Source organism: Amycolatopsis sp. NBC_00438 (genome assembly GCF_036026695.1).
Lineage (GTDB): Bacteria > Actinomycetota > Actinomycetes > Mycobacteriales > Pseudonocardiaceae > Amycolatopsis.
Window position 1 is genome coordinate 4995590 of sequence record NZ_CP107923.1, and the last position, 24632, is coordinate 5020221.

A 24632-nucleotide genomic window follows, 5' to 3' on the forward strand; every position below is an offset into this window, starting at 1 on the left:
CGCCTCGACGACGCCGGTGAAGCCAGGTCGGAGGGCGGACAGTGCAGGGTGGACCACCACGAGGACCGGGCCACGCGACCCATCGCAACGCCAGCGGAAGACCACGCGCGACCAAGCCGCGACGAGGAACGCCAACCCGCGCAGAACGCGGCCCTTCCGGCGGACAGCCGCCACGGCGAAGGCCGGCACCTCCCCCAACGGACACCTCGACGACACGGGTGAACTCAGGCCGGGTACCGAACAGCGCAAAGCGGACCACCACGTGGACCAGGCCACGCGACCCATCGCAACGCCAGCGGAAGACCACGCGCGACCAAGCCGCGACGAGGAACGCCAACCCGCGCAGAACGCGGTCCTTCCCGTGAAACAACCGCCACGGACGCCTCGACGACCCGGGTGAAGCCAGACCGGGCCGCACGACCCCCTCACAACGCCAGCGGGAAGAGCACGCACAGCCAAGCCGCCGCGAGGAGGGCCGGTCCGTGCGGGACCCGCTCCCGGCGGCGGACGGCCGCCACGGCCAGGGTGAGCAGGGCCGCTGTGAGAGCCGCCAGGGCCAGGGCGGGCCAGCCCGCCGCGCCCAGGACCGCACCCAGGCTGCCGGACAGCTTCACGTCCCCTGCGCCGAGGCCGGCCGGGGCGAAGTGGTGCACCGCCGCGTGTGCGCCGCCGAAGAGCAGCCCGCCGGCCGCCGCTCGGAGGGCCAGGGACGGTCCGCCGCCGCCCAGGGCGGCCGCGCCGATCGCGGCGCCGAAGAGCGGGTACGCCGGCAGGGTCAGCACGTCGGGCAGGCGGAGGTGGCGCAGGTCGGCCAGGGCCAGCGGTACCGCCACGACCGTGAGCAACGCGGGTACCGGCAGCCACCAGCCGGGCCAGGCGCCGCTCAGCCAGCGGGCGGCGACGGCCGTGGCGCCGAGTGCGGCCAGCCCCGCTGCGGTGCCGGCCGGGATCGGGGCGGCCGCGCGTCGCAGTGCCCAAGCTGCCGCCGGAGCGGTGGCGGCCGTAAGAGCGATGAGGATGAAGATCACCGCACCAGCCTGCGGCGACCGGGATGACCAGGGCAACTGCCCGGCGTCACGAACGGTCCGTTCGCGACGCTCCGGCGCCGGTTTCACTCCGGTGGGCGACAAGCCACCCGGATCACGGCGGCACGGCGGCACAGCGCGCCCGCCGTGAGCGGAGCCCGAATCACCACTCACGACGGGCGCAGCACGGCGAGGCGAACACCGTGAGGAGGGTGGCTCATCCGGGACCCCCTGCGTCCCGGATGAGCCACGGCTTCACAAACTCAGCCGCAGCAGCGCACGCCCACTGCCGCCGCGCACCTCCAGGGCCGCCATCTCCGGCGTCTTCAACGCCGTGCCCACCACGATGCGGGCCGTGTTGTCCGGCAGCGCCTTCCACGTCGCCAGCTGGGTTTCCTTGCCGTCGCGGCCGATCGCCACCAGGACGTAGTCACCGCCGCTGCGGCCACCCGTGTAGCTGCATGACATGTCGACTTCGGTGCCCCACTCGTGGTCACCGAGACGCGCGTCCGCACGGACCGGGAACTGGCCCAGGGCCGTCAACGCCAGCGGCTGCGGGCCGCCGGCGGGTGCGGCGGGCGCCGGCAGCGCCGCCACCACGCCGAGCGCCACGCACGCCGCCACCGCGACCGCGGCCGACAGGGACGTCACCGCGTTGCGGATCCGGCGCCCGCGCCGTACCCGCTTGAGCACCGACGGCAGCAGCTCCGGCGGCGGCGGTCCGGCGTCCACGATCCCGGTGACCTGCGGCGGACCGGCCTGGGCGAGCAGCCCGGGCAGTCCCGCCAGGTCACGCACCGCGGCCGCGCACCGCTCGCAGCCACGCAGGTGCTGTTCGAAGCGCTGCCGGTCCTCGGGGGACAGCGCCCCGAGCACGTACGCGGCGTCGAACGTCGCGAACGGGTCCTCGCTCACTGGGTCACCCCCCTCTCCTCGAGCACCAGGCGCAGCGCGCGCAACGCGTAGTGCGTGCGCGACTTGACCGTTCCCTCGGCCACCCCCAGCCGCACCGCCGCGTCCGCGACCGAATACCCCTGGAAGTAGCACAGCACCAGCACCTCGCGGTGCCGTTCCGAGAGCTCCGCGAGCGCCTCGGCGACCAGCCAGCCCTGCACGGCGCGGTCGGTGCCGTCCGCGACGGCCCGCTCCGGCGGCTGGTCGGTCATCACCTCGGAGCGCGCCGACGCCGAGCGCCAGCCGTCGATCGCGATCCGCCGCGCGACCGTGAACAGCCACGCCCGCGCCGACCCCTGGGACTGGTCCAGCACCGTCGTCGAGCGCCAGGCCCGCAGCAGCGTCTCCTGGACGACGTCCTCGGCGCGGATCCGGTCACCGGAGGTCAGGTGGAGCGCGTAGGACCACAAAGCGGCCGCGTGCTCCTCGTGCAGCGCGCGCATCAGCGCGTCTTCCGCGACTTCGCCCACGGGGTCAGACCGCGACTTTGCGCCGGTCCTTCACGACCATCAGCGCGAGCCCGCCGATGATGCAGATCACCTCGGTGATCACGCCCCAGTACTCCGGCTGGCTGTTGAACTGGTCGTGGTTGCCGGCGAACCCGACCGTCGCGGCCAGCACGTACGCGCCGAGCGTCAGCGCCCCGAAGCCGAACGCGCCCAGCGCGGGCAGCCAGTGCCGCCAGGCCAGCACGGCGATCGCGAGGACCAGCCCGGCGATCGCGTCCAGCAGGAACAACGGGCCGACGATGCCCGGGTAGTCCTCCGTCCACAGCACGTAGTGCACACCCGCCGAACCCAGCAGCGCCACCGCCGTGACGATCCGCAGAACCCAACCCACCATGATCGTTCCTCCGCTCCACACCCACTCGGGTAGATACACGGATCAGGGGCCGTTCCGGTTCACCCGGCCCGGTGGGAATTGAACCGAAGCGATGTCGATCTCGTTTAGTAGGCATGACTGCCGAACTTCATTCCCGCCGCACCGTCCTCACCACCGGTGCCACTGTCGCCGGCGTCGCCGTGGGCACCGTGGCGCTCGCCGCCTGCGGATCCTCGGACGACTCGAAGTCGGGCACCGCCCAGGCGCCCATCGCCGCGGGCACCCCGCTCGTCGCGCTCGCCGACGTCCCGGTCGGGCAGGCGAAGGCGGCCAAGGCGCCGGACGGCTCCGACGTGATCGTGGCCCGTACCTCGGACGCGGCCGTCGCCGCGTTCAGCGCGATCTGCACGCACCAGGGCTGCACCGTCGCGCCGAAGGGCGCCGACCTGGTCTGCCCGTGCCACGGCTCCGTGTTCAACGCCCTCACCGGCGAGGTCAAGCAGGGACCGGCGAACAAGCCGCTGCCGTCCGTGCCGGTGAAGGTCGAGAACGGGAAGGTCGTCACCGGCTGACGGGCCGGGAGACACCGAAGGGCCCTTGTGGACGATCACCGTCCACAAGGGCCCTTCGCGTGACAAATCCGACTCAGGCGTCCCACGCGAACAGCGGCTCGCCCGCGGTCACGTCGCGCTCGGCGTCCAACCCGGACAGCACCTCCGCGCCGGCGTCCAGCGCGACGACCGGCACGATCGCCGAGTAGCCGGCCGCGGTCACCGCTTCCGGGTCCCAGCTGACGATCGGCTGCCCGGCCCGCACCTGCTCGTCCTTGACGACGTGCAGCGTGAAGCCTTCGCCCTTCTCCTTCACCGTGTCGATCCCCAGGTGCACGAGCACGGCCTGGCCGTCGTCGGTCTGGACGACGAAGGCGTGCGGGTGCAACGTCTTGATCGTGCCGTCGACCGGCGCGACCGCGTCCGACCGGCCGCCCGTCGGCTGGACGGCGATGCCCGGCCCCACCATGGCCTGTGCGAACACCGGGTCCGGGACCTCGGTGATCGGCACCACGCGCCCGGCGACCGGGCTGAGGATCTCCAAGCTCACAGCAGGTCCTCGATGTCGCTGGCGATCGTGTCCGCCTCCGGCCCGACGATCACCTGCAGCGCGCTGCTCCCCATCTTGACCACGCCCATCGCGCCGGCCTTCTTCAGCGCCGCCTCGTCGACGAGGCTCATGTCCTCGACCTCGCACCGCAGCCGCGTGATGCAGCCCTCGATCTCGGTGAGGTTCTCCGTGCCGCCGAGAGCGGCGAGGATCTTTTCGGGCCTGTCATCCGCCATCGCGGTCTCCTTGATCACTGTTTGTTCCCAACCTGACGCGCACCGCGTGTCCACCTGTACTACGCCGTTCGTCGGCATGCACGCCGCCGCGGGCCACGAACGGATAACGGTGGGTTGACACCCGTCCGCGCGGCGGAGCATCCTGCCCCATCAGATCATTGGTCTAGACCGGAACGTACCAATGTTCCGGGCCGGACGCGAGCACCGGTCCCCGGTGACGCGAGAACGAGGAGGGTGACGCCGATGAGCGCGGCAGCGCACGTCCCGCCACCCGACCGGGTCGTCAACGGGCCCACGCCCAAGCACGCCCAGCTGCGGGAGATCCTCCGCCGCACGGTGGAGCGCGAGCTCCCGCCGGGTGCGCCGATCCCGTCGGAACGTGAACTCGCCCAGCGCTACGGCGTGTCGCGGCTCACGGTCCGGTCGGCGATCGGCAAGCTGGTCGAGGAGGGTCTGCTCGCCCGGGTGCGCGGCAAGGGCACGTTCACCGCGGCCCGGCGGATGGAGCTGCAGCTCTACCTGATGTCGTTCACCGACGACATGCGGCGGCGGGGGCTGACCCCGACGACCGAGGTGGTCTCCGCGGCCACCGAGGTCCCACCCACCGCCTCCGCGCACGCCCTCGGCCTGGCCGAGGGCTCCCCCGCACACCACCTCGTGCGGTTGCGCCACGCCGACGGCGTACCCCTGGCCGTCGAACGCGGCTGGTACCACGCGGGCCGGGCTCCCGGCCTGCTCGAGCTCGACCTGACCCAGTCGCTCTACGCGCAGCTGGCCGAGACGTACGACGTACGTCCCGACCAGGCGTGGCAGACGGTCTGGGCCGAAGGAGCGGACCGCGAGACGGCCCGGCTGCTCGGCATGCGCGCCGGCAGTCCCCTGCTCGTGTTCCGCCGGGTCTCCAGCGCGAACGGCGACCCGATCGAAGACATCACGTCCTGGTACCGGGGAGATCACTACCAGGTGACCATGCAGTTGGACCGGAACACCCCGGAACCCGGTCAACAACCCCACTATGGAGGATCCAGATGAGCTCCACCACCGCGGAGGGGGCGACGAAGAAGAGCGGCGGAGGCCTCGCCGGTCTTCAGCGCTTCGGCCGTAGCCTCATGCTTCCCATCGCCACGCTCCCGGCCGCCGGCCTGCTGCTGCGTCTCGGCCAGGACGACCTGCTGGGCAAGGACGGCCTCGGCTGGGACAAGGTCGCGGCCGTCCTCGGCGCCGCCGGCGGTTCGCTCTTCAACTGGCTGCCGCTGCTCTTCGCGGTGGGCATCGCGGTCGGCTTCGCCCGCAAGGGCGACGGCTCCACCGGTGTCGCCGCGGTCGTCGGCTTCTTCGTCTTCACCAGCGTCATCCAGGTGTTCGCCCCGCTGAAGGACCTGCCCGGCTACAAGCCGAACGGCGGCTTCGAGCTGGCGCCCATCAAGTGGCCCTACAGCGTGCTCGCCGGCGTCGTCGTCGGCCTGGTCGCGGCCGTGCTGTGGCAGCGCTACCACCGCATCAAGCTGCCCGCCTACCTGGCGTTCTTCGGCGGCCGCCGGTTCGTCCCGATCATCACCGCCTTCGCGCTGCTGATCCTCGGCGTGATCTTCGGCCTGCTCTTCAAGTACGTGAACACCGGCATCGAGAACGTCGGCGACGCGGTCACCGGCGCCCCGGTCGTCGGTGGCGGCATCTACGGCCTGCTCAACCGCCTGCTGATCCCGGTCGGCCTGCACCAGCTGATCAACGTGCCGGTCTGGTTCATCTTCAAGGGCGGTGACATCACCAACTTCTTCAACGGCGACCCGAACGCCGGTGCCTTCACCACAGGCTTCTTCCCGATCTTCATGTTCGCGCTGCCCGCGGCGGCGCTGGCGATCTGGCAGACCGCCCGCCCGGCGCAGAAGAAGGTCGTCGGCGGTGTGATGATCGCGGCCGCGCTGACCTCGTTCATCACCGGTGTCACCGAGCCGATCGAGTTCTCGTTCATGTTCGTCGCGTGGCCGCTCTACATCTTCCACGCGGTGATGACCGGCCTTTCGCTGGCGATCGCCAACCTGCTGAACGTGCACTTGAGCTTCTCGTTCTCCGCCGGCGCGATCGACTTCGCGCTCAACTCGAGTTCGAAGGCGGCCCACAACACCTGGATCCTCATCGTGATGGGCCTGGTGTACGCGGTGATCTACTACGTGGTGTTCCGCTTCGCGATCACCAAGTGGAACCTGAAGACGCCGGGCCGCGAGGACGACTCGATCGAGTCGGACCTCGAGTCGACCGCCGCGAAGTAAACTCCGTACCGACGTAGATTCCAGTAGCGAGAGGACGAACATGCCGGAGAAACGCGTCGCCGTCGCGAGCAAGGTGGGCCTGCACGCCAGGCCGGCCGCGCTGGTGGCGAAGGCGGCCGCGGCGCAGCCCGTCGCGGTGCAGATCGCCAAGGCCGGGGGAACCCCGGTGGCCGCCGGCAGCGTGCTCAACCTGATGACCCTCGCCGCCGGGTACGGCGACGAGGTCGTCATCAGCGCCGAGGGCGAGGGCGCCGAGGAGGCCGTGGAAGCGGTCGCCCAGCTGGTCGCCACCGACCTCGACGCCTGAGAAACACCCCCGCTGTAACACTCCATGAAGGCCCTCGCACCGGTCCCCGACACCGGTGCGGGGGCCTTCGCGGCGTTTCGTAGGGTGGACGCATGGAGAGCGTGCGCCTGATCGACGAGTGGCCGGTGGACAACGCCGCGACGGCCGTGGTGAAAGCGGACGGGACCGTCGTGGGCCGCCACGGCGACACCACGCGGAAGTTCCGGCTGGCCTCGGTCAGCAAGCCGCTGACCGCCTACGCGGCGCTGATCGCGATCGAAGAGGGCGTCGTCGAGCTCGACACCCCGGCCGGGCCCGAGGGCTCGACCGTGCGGCACCTGCTCGCCCACACCTCCGGCCTCGCCTTCGACGCGCACAAGGCGATGGCCGCGCCGGGCACCCGCCGCCTCTACTCCAACGCCGGCTTCGAGGAGCTGGCCGACGCGCTGGCCGAGCACTCCGGCATCCCGTTCGCGCAGTACCAGGCCGAGGCCCTGTTCGGGCCGCTCGGCATGACCGGCACCTCCCTGGACGGCTCGCCCGCGGCCGGCGCGGTGTCCACTGTGGACGACCTGGCCGCCTTCGCCGCCGAGCTGCAGGCGCCGAAACTGCTCGCACCGGCGACCGTCGCCGAAGCCACGAACGTCGTCTTCCCCGGGCTTTCCGGGGTGCTGCCCGGGTTCGGCCACCAGAAGCCGAACGACTGGGGCCTCGGGTTCGAGATCCGTGACCACAAGAGCCCGCACTGGACCGGCTCGGCGAGCTCACCGCGGACCTTCGGGCACTTCGGGCAGTCGGGCACGTTCCTCTGGGTCGACCCGGACGCGGGCGCGGCCTGCGTCGCCCTGACCGACCGCGCCTTCGGCCCGTGGGCCGCCGAGGTCTGGCCGCGCTACACCGACGCCGTGCTGGCGGACCTCGGCGCGTGAAACGGCTTCTCCTCGCACTCCTGCTCCTGCTCGCCGCCTGCAGCGCACCCGCCGCCGCACCCGCCCCTCCCGTGACGCCGCAGCCGACGGCCGACCCTCCCCCGGCGCTCGGCACCAACGGCGCCGCGGTGCCCGCGCTGCACTGGGCGCCGTGTCACGGCGGTTTCCAGTGCACGCCCGCGTCCGTGCCGCTGAGCTACCGCGAGCCGAAGGGCAAAGCGATCACGCTTTCGGTCATCCGGCTCCCGGCGAGTGACCCCAGCCGCCGGATCGGCTCGCTGTTCTTCAACTTCGGCGGCCCGGGCACCGACGGCGTCGGCGAGCTGACGCGGTTCGCCGCGCGCTACCCCGACGAGCTGCGCGCCCGGTTCGACCTGGTGGGCTTCGACCCGCGCGGGATCGGCGGATCGGCGCCGATCAGCTGCCCGGGCGCGGACCACCCGCCAGCGATCCCGTCACCGTTGCGGCAGCCGGACGCCTTCTTCGCGGCGAGTGCCGCGCCCGGGAAGGCGTGCGCGGCCGGTTCCGGCGACCTGCTCGCCCACCTCTCGACGGCGAACGTCGCGCGGGACATGGACCTGCTGCGCCAGGCCGTCGGGGATCCGGCGCTGAACTTCTACGGCTACTCCTACGGGACGTACCTGGGCGGCACCTACGCGAACCTGTTCCCGGACAAGGTCCGCGCGATGACCCTCGACGGCACGCTCGACCTGGTCGCGAACGCCACCGGGAAACCGGGCCAGGAGAAGCAGCCGGTCGACGTCCGTGCCGACGTCGCCACCGCGCAGCAGCAGGAGCTGGACCAGTTCTTCACGGTGTGCGCCGCGGCCGGGCCGAAGTGCGCGTTCGCCGGCGGCGACCTCAAGGCGAAGTTCGCCGGCGTCTTCGCCCACGCGTCGCGCGGGCCGGGCGTGTCCTCCCTGATGCGGACGATCGACAGCGCGCTGTACCAGTCCGGCCGCTGGAAACGCCTGGCCGAGACCTTCGCAGCCCTGACGGCGGGTCCTGGAGCCGCGTCGCCGGTGCTCGATCCGTACGTGCCGACGCACTCCCCGAACTTCCTGGCCGTCCAGTGCGTCGACAGCGACAACCCCTCGAGCCCGGCCGACTACGCGGCGCTCGCGGCGAGCGAAAGCAAGCGGCAGCCGTACTTCGGGCTCGGTGCGGTGTTCTCGATGGCCCAGTGCGTCGGCTGGCCGGCCCACGACGCCGACCGCTACACCGGCCCGTGGAACCGGGCGCGCAAGAACCCGGTCCTGGTGCTGAACAACCGCTTCGACCCGGCGACCCCGCTGCACAACGCCCAGGCGACGGCGGCGGAACTCGGCGACGGCCGGGTGCTGGTCGTCGACGGGTACGGCCACACGTCCCTCGACGTCCACAGCGCCTGCGCCACGGCGGCGGTGGTCCGGTACCTGGCGGACCTGGCCGTGCCGGCGGAGGGAGCGAGCTGCGCCCCGGACACGGTGCCGTTCCCCTGACTCCGCGCTCGTGGGTGAGAAACCGTTTTCCGCTCCGGTTTCGCACTCACCACCAGCCACGGCCGCGTGTTCAGCCGGATGGCCGCGCCGGGTGATGTCATCTAGGGGTGCGGGCCCGCCCGGGCCGGTGCGGGGACCTCGGGCCCCGGCGGGCCGCACACCACTACTCCATGACGCGGATCGGCGCTCCCGCCTGGTAAGCCGCGATGTCCTCGACCGCGTCACCGTAGAAGATCTCGTAGACCTCCCGCGTGACGAACCCGATGTGCGGCGTCAGCGTCGCGTTCCCGAGTGTCCGCAGTGGATGGTCCGCCGGGAACGGCTCGGTGTCGTAGACGTCGATCGCCGCGCGGATCGCCTTGCGCCGTAACGCGTCCAGCAACGCGGCTTCGTCGACGATCGGGCCGCGCGAGGTGTTCACCAGCAGCGCGCCCGGCTTCATCGCCGCGATTTCGTCCGCCCCGACCAGGCCGCGGCTGCGGTCGCTGAGCACGAGGTGGATCGACAGCACGTCCGAGCGGGCGAACAGCTCCTCTTTGGACACCGCGGTGACGCCGTGCGGCTCCGCCTTCTCCGGCGTCAGGTTCTGGCTCCAGGCGATGGTTTCCATCCCGAAGACCTGCCCGATCTTCGCCGCGCCCGCGCCGAGCCGGCCCAGGCCGAGCAGGCCGAGCGTCTTACCGTGCAGCATGGTGCCGACGCTCGTCTGCCAGCCGCCCTCACGCATGGAGCGGAACTCCTGCGGCAGGTTGCGCGACGCCGCGAGGATCAGCGCCCACGTGTGCTCCGCGGTCGGCTCGCCGATGTAGCCGGTGGCGGACACGACGACGCCGTTGCGGCGCGCGGCCGGGACGTCGATGGCCGCATTGCGCTTGCCGGTGCTGACGAGCAGCTTCAGGTCGGGCAACCGGTCGAGCACCTCGGCGGTGAACCGGGTCCGCTCGCGCATCGCGACGACGGTTTCGAAGCCCTGCAGCTGTTTGACGACGTCTTCCAGCGGCTCGGTGAAGACCGTGATGTCGGCCTCCAGCGAGTCCCAGTCCCCGAAGGTGAGGGCGACGTTCTGGTAGTCGTCGAGAATGGCGATCCGCATGATCTCACCGTAGCCCGACGAGGACGTCCACGCGGACCAGGTGGTGGTCGGAGGTGTCGTTCAGCCGGGACAGCGGGTCCGACGGCACCGGCCAGAACACCTCGGCGTGCCAGGGCAGCAGGCCCTTCGACGGCAGCACGTAGTCCGTGCGCAGGTTGCCCGGCGTGACGTCGTTGAAGTCGCCGGTGTCGTAGAACGGGTCGCTCTTCTGTCCGACGTTGGCACCGCCCTGGGCCTGGGCGGCCAGCACCGCGCCGCGGCTGCCCGGGTGCGTCCGGACGACGCGCGGCGCGTCGAGCAGCTGCTGGATGGCGCCGGGCACGCTGTCGCCGTCGAGCGGATCGGAGTTGTTGTCGCCCGCGACGACGAACCGCTCCCCCGCGCCCAGCCCGCCGCGGTGCCCGCGGTCGTCGTAGAGGTAACCGCCCTTGCCGGGCGTCGTGTAGTCGGCCCAGAAGCGGATCTCGTCGTGGTTGCGGGTGCCGTTGTGGTCGTCCGGGCCGTCGAAGCTCGGCGGGGTCGGGTGCGACACCAGGAAGTGCACCCTCGAGCGGCCGATCTTCAGCGGCAGGTCCCAGTGCGACTTCGACGACAGCCGCAGCACGTTCAGCTCGGCCGGGCTGTACCAGTCGTGCGGCGCCGGTGTCGCCGGGTCGTCCGGCAGGAGCGCGCCCGGCATGTCCTTCCAGAGGAACTTCTGGAACGTGCGGACGTGCGCGACGTCGATCGGGTACTTCGAGAGCACGAGCAGTCCGTACTGGCCCTCGAAGGTGCCGAAGCCCTGGGCGTCGTTGCCGCCGCCGACGGTGCCGTCGCGGTCGAGGTCGAAGCCGGTGGGCACGCCGGTGTTGACCGGCGCGGTGTAGGCGTACGGGTAGTCGATCGGCTTGGCGCCGTGCTGGCCGACGGCCAGGTAGTTCTTCCGGAACGCGTCGGCCGCGGCGTTGCCGGGCACGTAGTCGAACTCGTTGATCAGCTGGACGTCGGCGCGGTTGCGCTGGACGACCTCGGCGACCTTCTGCGCCTGGACGTTGCCCGGCGTCGACAGGTCGCTCAGCAGCTGCCCGGCGGCGGCGCGGTTCAGCGAAGCGTTGAAGGTGGCGAAGCGGACACTCTGCCCGAAACTCGCGGAAGCGGAAGCGGGCACGGCCAGCGCGACGAGCGCAGCCACCGTAAGCCCTGCGGCGATGCGTTTCACGGTCTTACCTCCCGGTCGGCGGACACCTTATGCGGGAAAGCGCCCTGCCGGGTGAGCACCAGGTGAACTGCCGACGTGACCCCGCTCTCTTGAACACGTTCAAAACTAGGCTTACAGTCCGTCTTGAACACGTTCAAAACTTGGAGGGACCATGGAACCCGTTGTTGTCGCCTACGCGCTCTACCTGCTGATCAGCATTCCGTTGACGGTGCTCGTCGCCCGGACGCTCAGCAAGCACGGCCGCACCTTCCTCACCCAGGTCTTCGAGGACAGCCCCGGCCTGGCCAACGCCGTCAACCAGCTGCTGGTCGTCGGCTTCTACCTGATCAGCCTCGGCTTCGTGACGCTCTTCCTGACCAGCCGGGCCGACGTGGACAACGCCCGCCAGGTGTTCGAGGTGGTCTCGGTGAAGGTCGGCGTCGTCGCGCTCGTGCTCGGCGTCATGCACCTGTTCAACGTCCTGGTCTTCAACGGCATCCGCCGCCGGCACCTGGCCCCGAAGCCCGCACCCGCGCCGCAGCCCGTGTTCGCCGGCCGGCCCGTCCCCTACCCCGGCGCGCCAGGCCCGCAGGTCCCGCCCTTCCCCGCGCCCTGACGTGCCCGGCGCTAACGTGCTGCGGGTGCCCAAGAGCGAGGAAACGCGGTCCCTGATCGTCACCACCGCCATGCGGTTGTTCACCGAGAACGGGTACGACCGCACGACGATGCGCGCGATCGCCACCGAGGCCGGGGTCTCGGTCGGGAACGCGTACTACTACTTCTCCTCGAAGGAACAGCTGATCCAGGGGTTCTACGACGAGATCGCGCGGCTGCACCTCGACGCCGCCCGCGCTCAGCTCGTGCACGAAACCCGCTTCGCCGACCGCCTGAAGACGGTTTTGCTGTGCTGGCTCGAGCTCGCCGAGCCCTACCACCGCTTCGGGACGCAGTTCTTCGTCAACGCGGCCGACCCGGAGTCCCCGCTGAGCCCGTTCAGCGAGGAGTCCTCGGCCGCCCGCACCGCCTCGATCGAGCTGATGCGCGAGGTCGTCGACGGCTCCGACGTCAAGCTCGACCCGGAGCTGCGGGCGCAGCTGCCCGAGCTGCTGTGGCTGTTCCAGATGGGCGTGGTGCTCTTCTGGGTGCACGACCGCTCGGCCGGTGAGAAGCGCAGCAAGATGCTGGTCGAGCGCAGTGTCCCGCTGCTCGCCCGGCTGGCCGCGCTCTCCCGGCTGCGGGTGTTCCGCCCCGTCAGCCGGGAGATCGTCGACCTGATCCAGGACCTCGCTAAGCGGGATTGACCGCCCGGAAGTACAGGAACCGCGGCTTGGTCCGCAGGTTCTTCGCCCACTTCGGGTCGGCCTCGTCGGCTTCGGGCACCGGCATCGGCTCGACCAGCCGGTCGACCGCGAAGCCGGCGTCGCGGACCGCGCCGAACATCCAGCTCAGCGGGCGCCGGTAGAACCGGACCGGGTGCGGGCGCCCGCCGAGCCCGAAGTCGTCTTCGAGCAGCTCGACCTCGAAGTAGTTCTCCTTGTCGAACCAGTGCCAGTCCTCGCCGGGGTGGTGCACCGAGAACACCAGGGCGCCCCCGGGCCGCAGGACCCGGCGGAACTCGGCCAGGGTGGCGTCCCAGTCCTTCAGGTAGTGCAGCACGAGCGACGCGGTGATCACGTCGATCGAGCCGTCCGCCAGGTCGAGCGGCCGCGAGACGTCGGCGTGCTCGAAGCGCGCGACGTCGCCGAACTTCTTCCGCGCGACGGCGACCATGCCCGCGCTGGCGTCGACGCCCAGCACGTCGGCGCCCCGCTCGGCCAGCAGCGCGCTCAGGTGCCCGGCCGCGCAGCCGACGTCCAGCACGCGCTTGCCTTCGACGTCCCCGGCGAGGTCCACGATCGCGGGCCGGTCGTAGAGGGCGTTGGTGACGGACTTCCCGGCGTGCTCGGCGTAGGCCTCGCTGTAGTCGTCGTACTGCTCGGCGCGGGCCCGGCCGAGGATCTCCTCGACCACCTCGGTCTTGGCGTCGGCGTAGTTCTGGATGTACTTCCACGCCCGCGCGGCCAGCTCGCGCTTCTTCGCCGCGTACCGCTCCAGCTCCTCCGGGTGCGACCGCAAGCGGTCGCGGAAGAGCCGGTAGCGCGACGCCTGGCCGTTGCCCGGCGAGTAGGTGTGCAGGTTGATGTTCGTGTCCGGGCCCTTGAAGCAGCGGTGCTTCTCCCAGCCCGGCTCGCGGATGACGAGCCGGTAGCCCGCGCCCTCCAGCGCCGGGACGTAGAAGCTCTCGTCGTCGGAGTCCGGCACCTCGAGGTAGATGTCGACGCACGGCTTCGCGCACAGGCCCGGCACCGACGTCGACCCGACGTGCTCCAGGGCGAGCACCTGCTCCCCCAGGACACCGCGGATCCGCTCGACCTCGCGCTCGAAAGCTTTCGGCCACTCCGGGTCGTAGTCGACGAGCGTCACGGTCGAGTCGAGCTTGGGCGGCTCACCGCCGACCCAGGCACTCTCCAGTTGGTCGTCGCTCAGCGCTTCTTGACTGGTCATCTCGGTAGACCCCCTCATTCAAGGCAGTCGACCAGACTATCAACCCGGGCAAGCGGTTTTACCCGATCGGCAGCGGCAGCAGGTTCCCGGTGGCCTCGCGCAACGCGTCCCGCATCGCCGCGCGCGGGGCCGGCCGGCCGGTGAAGTGCTCGGCCTGGCCGAACGCCTGGTGCAGCAGCATGTCCAGCCCGGTCGCGAGCTTGCCGCCGCGGGCCGCGACGGCTTCGGCGAGCGGCGTCGGCCACGGGTGGTAGATGACGTCGAGGACGTGCGCGACGGCTGCGAGGCCGGCCACGTGCGGCAGCACGGCGTCCGGCGGGACGGTGTTCACCAGCACCGCGGCTTCGGCGGCCAGCGCCGCGAAGTCCGTTTCAGACCACCGAAGCACGTCGATGTCGAGCGAAGCCCGCTTCGCCGCGTCGAGCGTTTCGCCGGCCCGCGCGGGTTCCCGCACGACCAGCCGCACCCGACGCACGCCCAGCGCCGCCAGGCCGACGACCGCCGCGGCCGCGGTACCGCCCGCGCCGAGCACGATCGCCGTGTCGGTGTTGTCCCCGGACGTCGGCGTGTACCCGCCCGCCGCGCGCAGGGCCCCGGTGACGCCGTCGACGTCGGTGCAGTCCGCGAGCCAGCCCTTCGCGGTGCGGACCAGCGTGTTGGCCGCGCCGACCGCGGCCGCGCGCGACGTCACCTCGTCCGCGTGGTCCAGCGCCGCGCGCTTGCCCGGCATGGTGACCGAGAAGCCGGCCCACTCCGGGCCGGCGCCGTCGACGAACGCCGGGAGATCCTCGGTGGCCGTCTCGATCCGCTCGTAGGTCCAGCCGGTCAGGCCGAGCGCTTCGAACGCGGCGCCGTGCAGCACCGGGGACAGCGAGTGGGCCACCGGCTTACCCAGGACCGCCGCCCGGCGGGGCTCAGAAGGCACCGTTCGCCTTGGCCTTCTCGACGTTCTTCTTGTGATCGTCGAACGTGACCGCGAAGCACGACAGGCCGTTCTTCTCGCACTTGACGAAGTACACCCAGTCCCCCGCGACGGGGTGCACCGCGGCCTGGATGGCCTCGGGGCTGGGCACCGAGATCGGCGTCGGGGTCAGGCCCGCGTTCTTGTACGTGTTGTACGGCCCGGCCCGGAGCCGGTCGGCGTCGTTGGTCGCCAGGGTGGGCCGGTCGAGCACGTAGTTGACCGTGGAGTCCATCTGCAGGCGCATGTCGATCGCCAGCCGGTTGTAGATGACCCGGGAGAGCTTCCCGAAGTCGGCCTTCACCGCTTCGCGTTCGATGATCGAGGCGATGATCAGCGTCTGGTACGGCGTCTTGCCCGGACCGGTCGACTGCGGGCTCAGGCCGGCGTTCTGGATCGCCTCGGTCGAGCTGCGGACCAGCTGGCCGATGATCTCCTGCGGGCTCGCGCCGGGCCGGACGTCGTAGAGCCCGGGCGCGATCAGGCCTTCCAGCCTGCGGTCCTTGCGGTCGGCCTTGTTCGCGTCTTCGACCGCCCATTCGGGCACGCCGAGCGTCTTGAGGTCCGCGGCGTCGACGACCTTGCGCAGGTCGTCGGAGGTGACGCAGGTGCTCTTGCCGTTGAGCTGCGCGCACGACGCCTTCGCCATCAGGCTGTACACGCCGGGCGTGACCTTGCCGTCGGGCTGGGTGATGTCGTCGAACTGCGTGTAGGGACGGACCTCCAGCTGCCCGACCCGCGAGGTCGGCGCGACGATCCGGTCGACCGCGCTGGCCCCGGACATGTGCGACTTCATCACGTAGAAGCCGTGCTGGATCTTCGACAGCTTCGGGTTGTCCGCGCCGGCCTTCACGAAGGCCTTGCTGCTGGCGACGACCCCGGCCGTGGTCAGCTTGGCGCCGATCGCCGACGTCGAGTCGCCGTCGTCGACCTGGAACAGGACGTCGCCGTCACCGGCGCCGTCGTAGTCCTCGTAGCCGAAGAACCTGTTGAAGCCGTAGTAGGCGCCGCCGGCGAGCAGGACGATCACCGCGACCGCGGCGATCCAGCCGAGGGCGCGCTTGCCCTTCTTCTTCCGCGGCTTCTTCGGCTCTTCCTCGTAGTCGTCGTAGTCCTCTTCGTACTCCGGCTCGTCGTAGCCGTCTTCGGCGTACTCGCCGTCGTACTCGTCGTAGTCCGCGTACTCGTCGTACTCGTCCTCGGCGAAGAGGGCGTCCTCGGCCGGCTGCTCCTCGTGGAGGGCGCGGACAGGTTCGGGCGCGGCCGGCGGCGGGGGTGGCGGGGCCTGCGCGGGGATGATGTCCGTCACCGGCTCCTCGCGCACCGGCGGGGGCGGCGGGCGGCGCCGGCGCGGCGGCTCGGCGCCGGGCGCGGGCACGCCGACAGAGCGGTCACCCGGCTGGACGGACCGCCGCGCGGGAGGCTGGGCGGCGGCCGGCGGCTCGCCGGCCGCACGGCGACGCTGGGGAGCTTCGCCTTCGACCGGTTCCGGGGCGGCGCGACGCCGTCTCGGGGCCTCGGCCGGCTCTTCGGGCTCCGGAGCCGGACGACGCCGGCGTGGCGCCTCGGCGACTTCTTCGGGCTCCGGAGCCGGACGACGCCGGCGTGGGGCCTCGGCGACTTCTTCGGGCTCCGGCGCGGGGCGACGCCGGCGGGGGGCCTCGGGGGCCACCGGGGCTTCGTCGGGCTCGGGGGCCGCGCGGCGCCGGCGGGGGGCCTGGACCTCGGATCCCTCGTCGAGGCCGTGGCGGGCGTGCGCCGCCCGGGCCGGCGCGGCCCGGCGGGCCTGCGGGTCGAGCTCGTCGTCGACCGGGGGCAGCGTGTCCGGCGGTTCGAGCCGGCGACGGCGCCCGGTCTGCGGGGCGTCCCGGCGCGGGTCGGCGGCCGGGGGTTCGGCGGGCCGGCCCCGCCGGGAAGGCTGGGACGGCTGCGGCAGCTCGTGGTAGCCGCTGGCCGGCTGCGCGCGCCGGGCCGGCGGGGGCGGCACCTCGTGCCGGTCGCTCGGCTGCTGCGGACGGCGGGTCGGCTGGGGCAGCTCGTGGTAGCCGCTCGGCGCCTGGGCACGGCGGGCTTCGGCCGCCCGGGGATCACGCGGATCACGAGGATCACGCGGGTCGCCGTGGCGGGGCGCGGGGCGGGCCAGGGGCGGGGTCGCCTCGTCCGGCTCCCGCAGCCTCCGGCGGCCGCGCTCAGGTGGCTGCTCGTCGTTCATCGGTCTCCCTCCCGGGCGCGGTGCGCAGCAGCGGCGTCGATCCAGGCCTGCAGGATCTCGACGGCGGCGGCCTGGTCGACCACCGCTCGCTGCTTGCGGCCTTTGACCCCGCGCTGGGAGAGGATGCGGGATGCGGTGACCGTGGTCAGCCGCTCGTCGCCCAGCCGGACCGGCACGGGCGCGACGCGCCCGGCCAGACGTTCAGAATACGCGATCGCCAGCTCGGCCGCCGGACCCTGCCGGTTGGCGAGCGTTCGCGGCAAGCCCACGATCACCTCGACCACCTCGTGCTCGGTGACGAGGGCGGCCAGCTGGTCCAGATCACTGTCGTCGGTCGCATCGCGGGAGAGGGTAACCAATGGCGACGCGAGCACGGGGGCCGGATCGCTCAGGGCGACGCCGACCCGGACGGATCCGACATCCACCCCGAGCCGCCTGCCGCGCCCCGGATCGCCGGGACCAGGCCGATCCGGGCCGCGGTTTCCGCGGTTTCCGCGGTTAACCAATGCCGGCAATCGCCGAGCGCAGGGCCGAGACCGCGTCGGCCGCGCCGGCCGGGTTCGTGCCACCGCCCTGGGCCATGTCCGGCTTGCCGCCGCCGCGGCCGCCGATCTTCTCCGCGAAGGACGGCACCAGCTTGCCCGCCGCGATGCCCTTGTCCTGCGCCGCCTTCGTCGTCGCGACGACGAAGCTCAGCTTGTCGCCGGCCGGCGAGAACAGTGCCACCACACCGGGCCGCGAGCCGAGCCGGCCGCGGATGTCCGAGGCGAGCGCGCGCAGGCCGTTGCCGTCGACGTCCGGGACGACCTCGGCGACCACCGAGACGCCGTTGACGTCGACCGCCTTGTCGGCGAGCGCCCCCGTCGACCCCAGCACCTGCTGGGTCTTGAGCTGGGCGATCTCCTTCTCGGCGTTCTTCAACCGGGTCAGGACGTCCTCGATGCGGCCGGGCAGCTGGTCCGAGGGCACCTTGAAGGTGTTCGCCAGCTGGGAGACCAGCAGCTGCTCCTTGCGGACGTACTTCAGCGCGTCCGTGCCGACCAGCGCCTCGACGCGGTGCACGCCCGAGCCGATGGACGCGTCGGAGACCAGCTTGACCAGGCCGAGCTGACCGATCCGGTCGACGTGCGTGCCACCGCAGAGCTCGCGGGAGTACTCGCCCATGTCGACCACGCGGACGTCGTTGCCGTACTTCTCGCCGAACAGCGCGACCGCGCCCAGCTCGAGGGCCTTGTCCTTGGTCGTGGTGAAGCTCCGCACCTCGACGTCGGTCTGCAGGTAGTCGTTGACCTCCTGCTCGACCTCGGTCAGCACGTCCGCCGAGACCGAGCCGGGCGTGGTGAAGTCGAACCGCATGCGGCCCGGCGAGTTCAGCGAGCCCGCCTGCGCCGCGCGCTTGCCGTAGGCGCCGCGGACCGCCGCGTGCACCAGGTGCGTCGCGGAGTGCGAGCGCTCGATGGAGAGCCGGCGGTGCGCGTCGACCGAACCGGTGACCTTGGAGTCGAGGCCGACCTCGCCGTCGAGCACCTCGACGCGGTGCACGAACAGCCCCGGGACGATCTTCTGGACGTCCAGGACCTTCAGCTCGACGCCGTCGCCGAGCAGCACGCCGGTGTCGGCGACCTGGCCGCCGCTCTCGGCGTAGAACGGCGTGCGGTCGAGCACCAGCTCGGCCTTCTTGCCCGCCGAGACGCTGCGGACCGGCTGCCCGTCCTCCAGCAGCGCGACGACCTTCGCCTCGGCCTGCAGGTCGGTGTAACCGAGGAACTCAGTCTCACCGTGCTGCTCCAGGACCTTCCGGTACTCCGAGAGGTCGCCGTGGCCGGTCTTGCGCGACGCCGCGTCCGCCTTCGCGCGGGTCCGCTGCTCGTTCATGAGCGTGCGGAAGCCGTCCTCGTCGACGCTCAGGCCCTGCTCGGACGCCATCTCCAGGGTCAGGTCGATCGGGAAGCCGTACGTGTCGTGCAGCTGGAACGCCTTGTCGCCGGCCAGCACGTCACCGCCGCCGCGCTTGGTCTCCTCGGCCGCCATGTCGAAGATGCGCGAACCGCTGGTCAGCGTCGCGAGGAACGCCTCCTCCTCGATCCGGACGACCTCGTTGATCCGGTCGAAGCCGCTGACGAGCTCGGGGTAGGTCGGGCCCATCGTGTCGCGCACGACCGCCGCGAACGACTGCAGCACCGGCTCGTGCACGCCCAGCAGGCGCGAGGAGCGGACGATGCGGCGCAGCAGGCGGCGCAGCACATAGCCGCGGCCGTCGTTGCCCGGGGTGACGCCGTCGCCGATCAGCAGCACGCCGGTGCGGGCGTGGTCGGCGATCACGCGGAAGCGGACGTCGTCGGCGTGGTTGCCGCCGTAGCGGCGGCCGGAGAACTCCTCCGCGCGGCCGATCACCGGGCGCACCAGGTCCGTCTCGTAGACGTTCTCGACACCCTGCAGGATCGTCGCGACCCGCTCGACGCCCATGCCGGTGTCGATGTTCTTCTTCGGCAGCTCACCGATCGGCTTGTGCCCGAGCTTGGGGCTCAGCTCGCCGCGGATGTCCTGCATGAAGACGAGGTTCCAGATCTCGATGTACCGGTCCTCGTCCGCGACCGGACCGCCCTCGCGGCCGTACGCCGGGCCGCGGTCGTAGTAGATCTCCGAGCACGGGCCGCCGGGACCGGGCACGCCCATGTCCCAGTAGTTGTCCTTGCCGTCGCGCACCTGGATGCGCTCGCCGGGCAGGCCGGTGAGCTTGCGCCACAGGCCGGCCGCCTCGGCGTCGTCCTCGTAGACCGTCGCCCACAGGCGGTCCGGGTCGAGGCCGTAACCGCCTTCGCTCTGGGGCTTGGTGATCAGCTCCCAGGCGTACTCGATGGCGCCTTCCTTGAAGTAGTCGCCGAAGGAGAAGTTGCCGGCCATCTGGAAGAACGTGTTGTGCCGGGTGGTCTTGCCGACCTCGTCGATGTCCGGGGTGCGCACGCACTTCTGCACGGAGGTCGCGCGCGGGTACGGCGGCGGCGCCTCACCGAGGAAGTACGGCTTGAACTGCACCATGCCGGCGTTGACGAACAGCAGGTTCGGGTCGTCGAGGATCAACGGCGCGCTGGGCACGCGCGTGTGCCCTTTGCTCTCGTAATGGCGCAGGAAACGGTCGGTGATTTCGTGTGTGTCCACGGGTCAAGGTCCTTGTGAGTGGTGCCGGAGTACGGGACGACGACGGCGGCGGCGGAGCGGCTTCGGCGGTCGCGCGGGCGCGGCCGGTCAGCCCTCCGCCCGGCGAGCTCGCCGGGCGGGCCGCCGGGCTTCGGCGGCGTGCCGGCCCGAGGCCTGCGGCGTCACCACGCCCGTCCGCTGCTCGACCATCTCGTGCAACTCCTGCTCCCGCTCGCTCATGCCCGCGCGCACCTCGGCGCCGAACGAACCCACGGCGCCCGCCAGCTCGCGCACGGCGTCACCCAGGTTCGATGCTAACCCCGCGGGAGTGGCCTGACGAGCGGTTTCGGCGGCCTTGCGGGACAGCGCGACCCCGGCGACCACGCCGACGCCGAGCCAGAACAGCCGCTTCACTTCGCGGCCTTCTTCGCGGCCTTGGCGGCGTTCTTCTTCTTGCGCGCCCGGATCGCCTTGCTGAGCCCGTAGGACAGCGCCGCGGTCTTGACCAGCGGGCCGCCCAGCGTCGCGGTGAACACCGACGTCAGCGCGGAGACGTTCCCGGTGACGGCCTGCGCGTTCGACGTGATCCCGTCCACCCGCTCGAGCTGGGTGTTGACGTGCGTGATCGTCTGGTTCGCGCCGATCAGCAGCGGGTCGGTGTTGCTGTTGGTGCGCTCGATCGCCTCGGTGGCCGCGTCCAGCGTCTTGCCGAGCTTGATCAGCGGGATCGCCAGCAGGACGACCAGCACCACGAATGCTCCTGCGGCGATCAACGCGGCGATCTGCCCTGCCGACACGGGCCCTCCTCGGTTCACGGGTATTGAGTGCTGGTGAGGTTACCGCCTGGCCGGGTCCCCGACCGTGTCACCCCGCGCGGGCCGGAAAACGCCTCGCTCCCGCGACGGGCCACGCGGTGCACCTGGCCGACGGGACACGCCGACGGGCCCGGGCGCCGGGTCCTGTCCGGGCCGGGCCGGGCGGGACGGGCGGCCGACGTACCGGCCGGGCTGCCCGGCGCCGACCCGACCTGGCCGCGACGGCCCGTTTCGAGGCGGTGACGCTCGCGCCGCTCGGTGGTGACCAGGCAAGCCGGGTCAGGTGTCCTTCAGCACCGCGCGGTAGAGCGCCGCCATGTCCTCGTCGCCGTGGCCCGCCTCCACCGCGGCCTCCAGGTGCGCGAGGGTGGCTCGGGCGCCGGCCACGTCGACGTCGTCGCCCGCGGCTTCGACCACCAGGCGGGCGTCCTTCGCCGCCAGGGCCGCCGGGAACGACGGGTCGTAGTCGCCCGACAGCATCGCGGCGCCCTTCACGTGCGCGTAGCCGACGTCGAGTCCGCCGCCCTTGATCGTCTCCAGGAACAGCGCCGGGTCCAGGCCCAGCGCGCGGGCCAGGCCGAGGCTTTCGGCCGTGCCGTTGGTCAGGGTCAGCACCCACGCGTTCATCACCAGCTTCAGCCGGCTGCCCTGGCCGGCCGGGCCGAGCCAGAGCGTGCGGATGCCGACCGCGTCGAACACCGGCGTCGCGGCCGGGCGGGCCTCCTCCGGGCCGGACGCCAGCACCTGCAGCTGGGCCTGCTCCGCCGGCCGGCGGGTGCCGAGGACCGGCGCGTCGACGAACACCACGCCCGCCTTCCCGGCCAGCTCGGCGAGGCGGTCGGTCCAGTCGAGGCCGACCGTGCTCATCTGCAGCCACAACGTGCCCGACGCGGGCGAAGCGGCTTCGAACGCCGACGCGACGGCGGGACCGTCGGCCAGCATCGTCACGAGGATGTCGGCGCCGGCCGCCGCCGCGGCCGCCGAATCGGCCACCGTCGCTACGTCGGCGAGGGGTTCGGCCTTTTCGCGGGTCCGGTTCCAGACCCGGACGTCGAGGCCCGCCTTCGCGATGTTGGCCGCCATCGCGGCGCCCATGATCCCGGTACCGAGGAATCCGATGCTCATCCCGCCATCGTGCCGAACCCCCGCCCTTCCCGCAGCCCGCAGGACACCACGGACGGCCGAGTGCCGGGTTCCGCGCCACCGAACGGTTCTCCGGGACGAACGCCGGAAAACGCCGGAACGACGGGGAAAGCCGCACGCCTGCGGTCAGGAGTCAGTGGTCAGTCAGTGGTCAGTAATCACCGAGCAGGCAGAACGGGTGGCCGGCCGGGTCGGCGTAGACGCGCCAGCCGCGGCCGCCCAGGTCGGGGTCGAGCAGCCGGCCGCCGTAGGAGAGGACCTGGTGGTGTGTCTCGGCGAGGTTGTCGACCTCGAAGTCGAGGTGGTACTGCTGCGGGTACGCCGGGTCCGGCCAGCGCGGCGGCCGGTAGTCGAAGGACCGCTGGAACCCGAGGACCACCCCGTTCGCGTGCAACGTCGACCAGTCCGCGTCCACCCGCCAGCGGGGATCCGGACGGTCGACCTCGCCCCCCATGATCGCTTGGTAGAAGTAGGCGAGCTCAGCCGGTTCCGGACAGTCCAGGACGATGCATTGCAGCGTCGCGGGCACGGGATGCCTCCTGCCTTCGCTTGGGCCGCCCCCCTTTGTTCAGGCCGCCCCAAGCCGCGAAGCTTACGAAACCCGATGATCTTGGACTCTCCGGCCCACGATCGGTGCGGGCCCCGGCACTGTCCGTGCGGGGGCCCGCCCGCGGTGCTCAGGCGTCGCCCGGGTCCGCACCCACTCCCGCCTGCGACTTTCCACCGTGGCCACCGGAACCGCCGAAGCCGCCGGTCGCGGTGTGCAGGCCCGCGGTGCGCCGCAGGGTGAACCGGTCGATCTCGGCGCCGTCGTTGCGCAGGGTCCGCACGGTGAGCGTGGTCCTGCGGCCGAACCACGCCGGTTCGACGTCGATCGCGAGGAAGGAGTAGCCGGTGTAGCGCACGCGCGACCAGCCGACGGTCTCCGTCTCCTGTCCGCCGCCCTTCACCCAGTGGTAGCTGGTGAACTCGCCGTCGAAGGTGTCGGGCACCGGAAAGCTGTAGACGCTGCGGCCGCCACCGCCGCAGGTGGCGTAGACCGTGCCGTCGCGGTCCGGGTCGACGGTGTCGCCGATCGCGACCTTCTTGGTGACGCGGCCGCCGCGCAGCGCGTCGGTCCGCTCGTAGATGTGGTTGTGCCCGTTGACGACCAGGTCGACGTGGTACTGGTCGAACAGCGGCACCCACTCCTCCCGCACGCCGCCTTCGGAGGCGTGCTGGTTGGTCGTCGAGTAGGCGCAGTGGTGGAAGAACACCACGATGAAGTCGACGTCCGGTTGCAGGCGCAGGTACCGCAGGCGCCGCTTGAGCCACGCCGTCTGGGAGCCGTGCGAGTAGCCGCGGTTGGCCGGGATCTCGTACGAGACGTCGTTGGCGTCCAAGGAGATCACGCCGACGTTGCCGTAGATGAACGAGTACACGCTCGGGCAGTCGGCCGGGCCGCTGCCGGGGAAGTCCCAGCGCTTGGTCTGGCCGCCGTAACCGTCGGGCGAGTACAGCGCTTCCATGTCGTGGTTGCCGGTGGTGACCATCCACGGCACCGACGCCGCGACGCCCTCGATCTGGTTGTAGTAGGCGTCCCAGACCTTCGGGTCGTACAGGTCGTGGCTGCCGTCGGCGACCGGGCCGGGCGGCAGGCCCGCGCCGCTCGGGTCGGCGTAGGCGATGTCACCGGCGAGGAGGTGGAAGCGCGGGTGCTGCTGGGCGACCGCGCCGTCCTGGGCCAGCGCCGTCGTGGAGACGCCCTGGTCGCCGAAGGCGGTGAAGGTGAACTTCCCCGTCGGGAAGCCGCGCGCGGGCGCGGTGGTGAACGTCGAGAGCGCGGCGGCCCCGCCGTCGCCGTTCGCCGAGTCGTAGCCGTCGTGGCCGACCGCGTAGGTGTAGGTGCGCCCCGGCGTCAGACGGCTCGCTTCGGCGTGCAGGTAGTACTGGTCGTAGGGCGCGATGACCCCGGCGACCTCGGAGTGCAGCGCGCGCGTCTCGGCCGGGATCCGGTGCCCCCACTGGTATCCGTGGCGGTCGTGGTGCTGTGCCGATGGGTTCTCGCCGGGAAAGCGTGGCTCGAACTCTGCGACGCGCAGGAACGGGTTCTTGACGCGCGTCGGGACCTGCCAGGCGACGCGGATGTCCGTGCGCGGGTTGCGGCCGAAGGCGAGGTGACGCCCGGCCGGGGCGACCTTCGCGCCGTCGGCGTAGGCGGTGCCGGGCAGCAGCATCGGGCCGGCGGCGAGCAGGGCGCCGGTGGCGGCGGCGCCCTTGAGCAGGCAACGGCGGGAGAGGTACTCGTGCTGCTCGGCCATGCTCAGGCGGGCAGCCAATGCGTCGGGAACACCGACTCTCGGGATTTCCATGGGCCGGATGCTCGCCGACGCATGTGCCCGGGTCGCGTCGCGCGGGCGAACACCAGCCGTCCACTTCCCCCGGGATGCCCCAAGGGTTTCCCAA

At 71.7% G+C, this 24632-nt stretch carries 26 protein-coding genes; 8 read left to right on the top strand and 18 right to left on the bottom strand.

Annotated features, from left to right (window positions below; genetic code table 11):
• Positions 1-425: 425 nt before the first annotated feature.
• The 4 genes from OG494_RS21860 to OG494_RS21875 form a co-directional block, all read right to left on the bottom strand.
• A complete protein-coding gene (locus OG494_RS21860) occupies positions 426-1025 on the bottom strand; it encodes a prepilin peptidase (RefSeq protein WP_442874486.1) in 600 nt (199 codons plus the stop codon).
• Between the two features lie 255 nt (positions 1026-1280).
• The gene (locus tag OG494_RS21865) at positions 1281-1940 is read right to left on the bottom strand and encodes an anti-sigma factor family protein (protein WP_328458524.1); all 660 of its coding nucleotides are present in this window, start codon (positions 1938-1940) and stop codon (positions 1281-1283) included.
• Complete coding sequence (locus tag OG494_RS21870) at positions 1937-2449, bottom strand: sigma-70 family RNA polymerase sigma factor (protein WP_305879311.1); 513 nt, start codon at positions 2447-2449, stop codon at positions 1937-1939. The genes OG494_RS21865 and OG494_RS21870 overlap by 4 nt, the downstream gene beginning before the upstream one ends.
• Positions 2450-2453: 4 nt before the next feature.
• Complete coding sequence (locus OG494_RS21875; RefSeq protein ID WP_247049123.1) at positions 2454-2822, bottom strand: hypothetical protein; 369 nt, start codon at positions 2820-2822, stop codon at positions 2454-2456.
• A gap of 113 nt (positions 2823-2935) precedes the next feature.
• Here OG494_RS21875 and OG494_RS21880 point away from each other — a divergent pair, with 113 nt between their 5' ends.
• On the top strand, positions 2936-3373 hold the full coding sequence (locus OG494_RS21880) for a QcrA and Rieske domain-containing protein (protein ID WP_328458526.1): 438 nt from the start codon (positions 2936-2938) through the stop codon (positions 3371-3373).
• 73 nt (positions 3374-3446) lie between these two features.
• On the opposite strand, the gene OG494_RS21885 is transcribed toward OG494_RS21880, so the two are convergent.
• Both OG494_RS21885 and OG494_RS21890 read right to left on the bottom strand, forming a co-directional pair.
• Positions 3447-3902 carry a PTS sugar transporter subunit IIA gene (locus tag OG494_RS21885; RefSeq protein WP_328458528.1) on the bottom strand — a complete coding sequence of 152 codons (456 nt, stop codon included), beginning with the start codon at positions 3900-3902 and terminating at the stop codon, positions 3447-3449.
• Complete coding sequence (locus OG494_RS21890) at positions 3899-4138, bottom strand: glucose PTS transporter subunit EIIB (protein WP_167379806.1); 240 nt, start codon at positions 4136-4138, stop codon at positions 3899-3901. The genes OG494_RS21885 and OG494_RS21890 overlap by 4 nt, the downstream gene beginning before the upstream one ends.
• Before the next feature lie 243 nt (positions 4139-4381).
• Between OG494_RS21890 and OG494_RS21895 the strand changes: the two genes are divergently transcribed.
• The 5 genes from OG494_RS21895 (at position 4382) to OG494_RS21915 (ending at position 9104) form a co-directional block, all read left to right on the top strand.
• Positions 4382-5170 (top strand): GntR family transcriptional regulator, encoded by a 789-nt coding sequence (locus OG494_RS21895; protein ID WP_328458532.1) that lies wholly within the window; start codon positions 4382-4384, stop codon positions 5168-5170.
• Positions 5167-6408 (top strand): PTS transporter subunit EIIC, encoded by a 1242-nt coding sequence (locus OG494_RS21900; RefSeq protein WP_328458534.1) that lies wholly within the window; start codon positions 5167-5169, stop codon positions 6406-6408. Before OG494_RS21895 ends, OG494_RS21900 begins: the two co-directional genes overlap by 4 nt.
• Before the next feature lie 40 nt (positions 6409-6448).
• Positions 6449-6715, top strand: coding sequence for an HPr family phosphocarrier protein (locus OG494_RS21905; RefSeq protein ID WP_247049117.1), 267 nt, complete (start codon positions 6449-6451; stop codon positions 6713-6715).
• A 92-nt stretch (positions 6716-6807) separates the two neighbouring features.
• On the top strand, positions 6808-7623 hold the full coding sequence (locus OG494_RS21910) for a serine hydrolase domain-containing protein (RefSeq protein ID WP_328458536.1): 816 nt from the start codon (positions 6808-6810) through the stop codon (positions 7621-7623).
• Positions 7620-9104: an alpha/beta hydrolase gene (locus OG494_RS21915; protein WP_328458538.1), complete on the top strand. Its 1485-nt coding sequence runs from the start codon at positions 7620-7622 to the stop codon at positions 9102-9104. Before OG494_RS21910 ends, OG494_RS21915 begins: the two co-directional genes overlap by 4 nt.
• A 163-nt stretch (positions 9105-9267) precedes the next feature.
• Here the strand turns inward: OG494_RS21915 and OG494_RS21920 are convergent, their stop codons facing one another.
• Both OG494_RS21920 and OG494_RS21925 read right to left on the bottom strand, forming a co-directional pair.
• Positions 9268-10197 (bottom strand): D-2-hydroxyacid dehydrogenase family protein, encoded by a 930-nt coding sequence (locus OG494_RS21920; RefSeq protein ID WP_328458540.1) that lies wholly within the window; start codon positions 10195-10197, stop codon positions 9268-9270.
• Positions 10198-10201: 4 nt separating this feature from the next.
• Positions 10202-11395: an endonuclease/exonuclease/phosphatase family protein gene (locus OG494_RS21925; RefSeq protein ID WP_328458542.1), complete on the bottom strand. Its 1194-nt coding sequence runs from the start codon at positions 11393-11395 to the stop codon at positions 10202-10204.
• Between the two features lie 151 nt (positions 11396-11546).
• Here OG494_RS21925 and OG494_RS21930 point away from each other — a divergent pair, with 151 nt between their 5' ends.
• Both OG494_RS21930 and OG494_RS21935 read left to right on the top strand, forming a co-directional pair.
• The gene (locus OG494_RS21930) at positions 11547-11990 is read left to right on the top strand and encodes a hypothetical protein (protein ID WP_328458544.1); all 444 of its coding nucleotides are present in this window, start codon (positions 11547-11549) and stop codon (positions 11988-11990) included.
• Between the two features lie 25 nt (positions 11991-12015).
• Positions 12016-12675 carry a TetR/AcrR family transcriptional regulator gene (locus tag OG494_RS21935; RefSeq protein WP_328458546.1) on the top strand — a complete coding sequence of 220 codons (660 nt, stop codon included), beginning with the start codon at positions 12016-12018 and terminating at the stop codon, positions 12673-12675.
• Here OG494_RS21935 and OG494_RS21940 read toward each other — a convergent pair.
• The 10 genes from OG494_RS21940 to OG494_RS21985 all read right to left on the bottom strand — a co-directional run bounded on the left by OG494_RS21940 (position 12662) and on the right by OG494_RS21985 (position 24538).
• Positions 12662-13918, bottom strand: coding sequence for a GrpB family protein (locus tag OG494_RS21940; RefSeq protein WP_328458548.1), 1257 nt, complete (start codon positions 13916-13918; stop codon positions 12662-12664). The two genes, OG494_RS21935 and OG494_RS21940, sit on opposite strands and share 14 nt — an antisense overlap.
• A gap of 58 nt (positions 13919-13976) precedes the next feature.
• Positions 13977-14843 carry a shikimate dehydrogenase gene (locus OG494_RS21945; RefSeq protein ID WP_328458551.1) on the bottom strand — a complete coding sequence of 289 codons (867 nt, stop codon included), beginning with the start codon at positions 14841-14843 and terminating at the stop codon, positions 13977-13979.
• The gene (gene mltG / locus OG494_RS21950) at positions 14833-17091 is read right to left on the bottom strand and encodes an endolytic transglycosylase MltG (protein ID WP_328458553.1); all 2259 of its coding nucleotides are present in this window, start codon (positions 17089-17091) and stop codon (positions 14833-14835) included. The genes OG494_RS21945 and mltG overlap by 11 nt, the downstream gene beginning before the upstream one ends.
• Positions 17088-17516, bottom strand: a complete 429-nt coding sequence (gene ruvX / locus OG494_RS21955) for a Holliday junction resolvase RuvX (protein ID WP_230862612.1) — start codon at positions 17514-17516, stop codon at positions 17088-17090. Before ruvX ends, mltG begins: the two co-directional genes overlap by 4 nt.
• Positions 17517-17589: 73 nt before the next feature.
• Complete coding sequence (gene alaS / locus OG494_RS21960; protein WP_328458555.1) at positions 17590-20250, bottom strand: alanine--tRNA ligase; 2661 nt, start codon at positions 20248-20250, stop codon at positions 17590-17592.
• Positions 20251-20337: 87 nt separating this feature from the next.
• Positions 20338-20643 (bottom strand): hypothetical protein, encoded by a 306-nt coding sequence (locus OG494_RS21965; protein WP_328458557.1) that lies wholly within the window; start codon positions 20641-20643, stop codon positions 20338-20340.
• Positions 20640-21026 carry a DUF948 domain-containing protein gene (locus tag OG494_RS21970; protein WP_328458559.1) on the bottom strand — a complete coding sequence of 129 codons (387 nt, stop codon included), beginning with the start codon at positions 21024-21026 and terminating at the stop codon, positions 20640-20642. Before OG494_RS21970 ends, OG494_RS21965 begins: the two co-directional genes overlap by 4 nt.
• Positions 21027-21323: 297 nt before the next feature.
• On the bottom strand, positions 21324-22169 hold the full coding sequence (locus OG494_RS21975; RefSeq protein WP_328458560.1) for an NAD(P)-dependent oxidoreductase: 846 nt from the start codon (positions 22167-22169) through the stop codon (positions 21324-21326).
• Positions 22170-22338: 169 nt separating this feature from the next.
• A complete protein-coding gene (locus OG494_RS21980; RefSeq protein WP_328458562.1) occupies positions 22339-22716 on the bottom strand; it encodes a VOC family protein in 378 nt (125 codons plus the stop codon).
• Between the two features lie 148 nt (positions 22717-22864).
• A complete protein-coding gene (locus tag OG494_RS21985) occupies positions 22865-24538 on the bottom strand; it encodes a purple acid phosphatase family protein (RefSeq protein WP_328458563.1) in 1674 nt (557 codons plus the stop codon).
• Positions 24539-24632 lie beyond the last annotated feature (94 nt).

Bases quoted from the DNA above. Each gene is read 5' to 3' on its own strand.
- OG494_RS21975 (WP_328458560.1), bottom strand. From the start codon at position 22,169: ATGAGCATCGGATTCCTCGGTACCGGGATCATGGGCGCCGCGATGGCG.
- OG494_RS21880 (WP_328458526.1), top strand. From the start codon at position 2,936: ATGACTGCCGAACTTCATTCCCGCCGCACCGTCCTCACCACCGGTGCC.
- OG494_RS21890 (WP_167379806.1), bottom strand. From the start codon at position 4,138: ATGGCGGATGACAGGCCCGAAAAGATCCTCGCCGCTCTCGGCGGCACG.
- OG494_RS21940 (WP_328458548.1), bottom strand. From the start codon at position 13,918: ATGACCAGTCAAGAAGCGCTGAGCGACGACCAACTGGAGAGTGCCTGG.
- OG494_RS21900 (WP_328458534.1), top strand. From the start codon at position 5,167: ATGAGCTCCACCACCGCGGAGGGGGCGACGAAGAAGAGCGGCGGAGGC.
- mltG (WP_328458553.1), bottom strand. From the start codon at position 17,091: ATGAACGACGAGCAGCCACCTGAGCGCGGCCGCCGGAGGCTGCGGGAG.
- OG494_RS21895 (WP_328458532.1), top strand. From the start codon at position 4,382: ATGAGCGCGGCAGCGCACGTCCCGCCACCCGACCGGGTCGTCAACGGG.
- OG494_RS21920 (WP_328458540.1), bottom strand. From the start codon at position 10,197: ATGCGGATCGCCATTCTCGACGACTACCAGAACGTCGCCCTCACCTTC.
- OG494_RS21875 (WP_247049123.1), bottom strand. From the start codon at position 2,822: ATGGTGGGTTGGGTTCTGCGGATCGTCACGGCGGTGGCGCTGCTGGGT.
- OG494_RS21910 (WP_328458536.1), top strand. From the start codon at position 6,808: ATGGAGAGCGTGCGCCTGATCGACGAGTGGCCGGTGGACAACGCCGCG.
- OG494_RS21985 (WP_328458563.1), bottom strand. From the start codon at position 24,538: ATGGAAATCCCGAGAGTCGGTGTTCCCGACGCATTGGCTGCCCGCCTG.
- OG494_RS21905 (WP_247049117.1), top strand. From the start codon at position 6,449: ATGCCGGAGAAACGCGTCGCCGTCGCGAGCAAGGTGGGCCTGCACGCC.
- OG494_RS21930 (WP_328458544.1), top strand. From the start codon at position 11,547: ATGGAACCCGTTGTTGTCGCCTACGCGCTCTACCTGCTGATCAGCATT.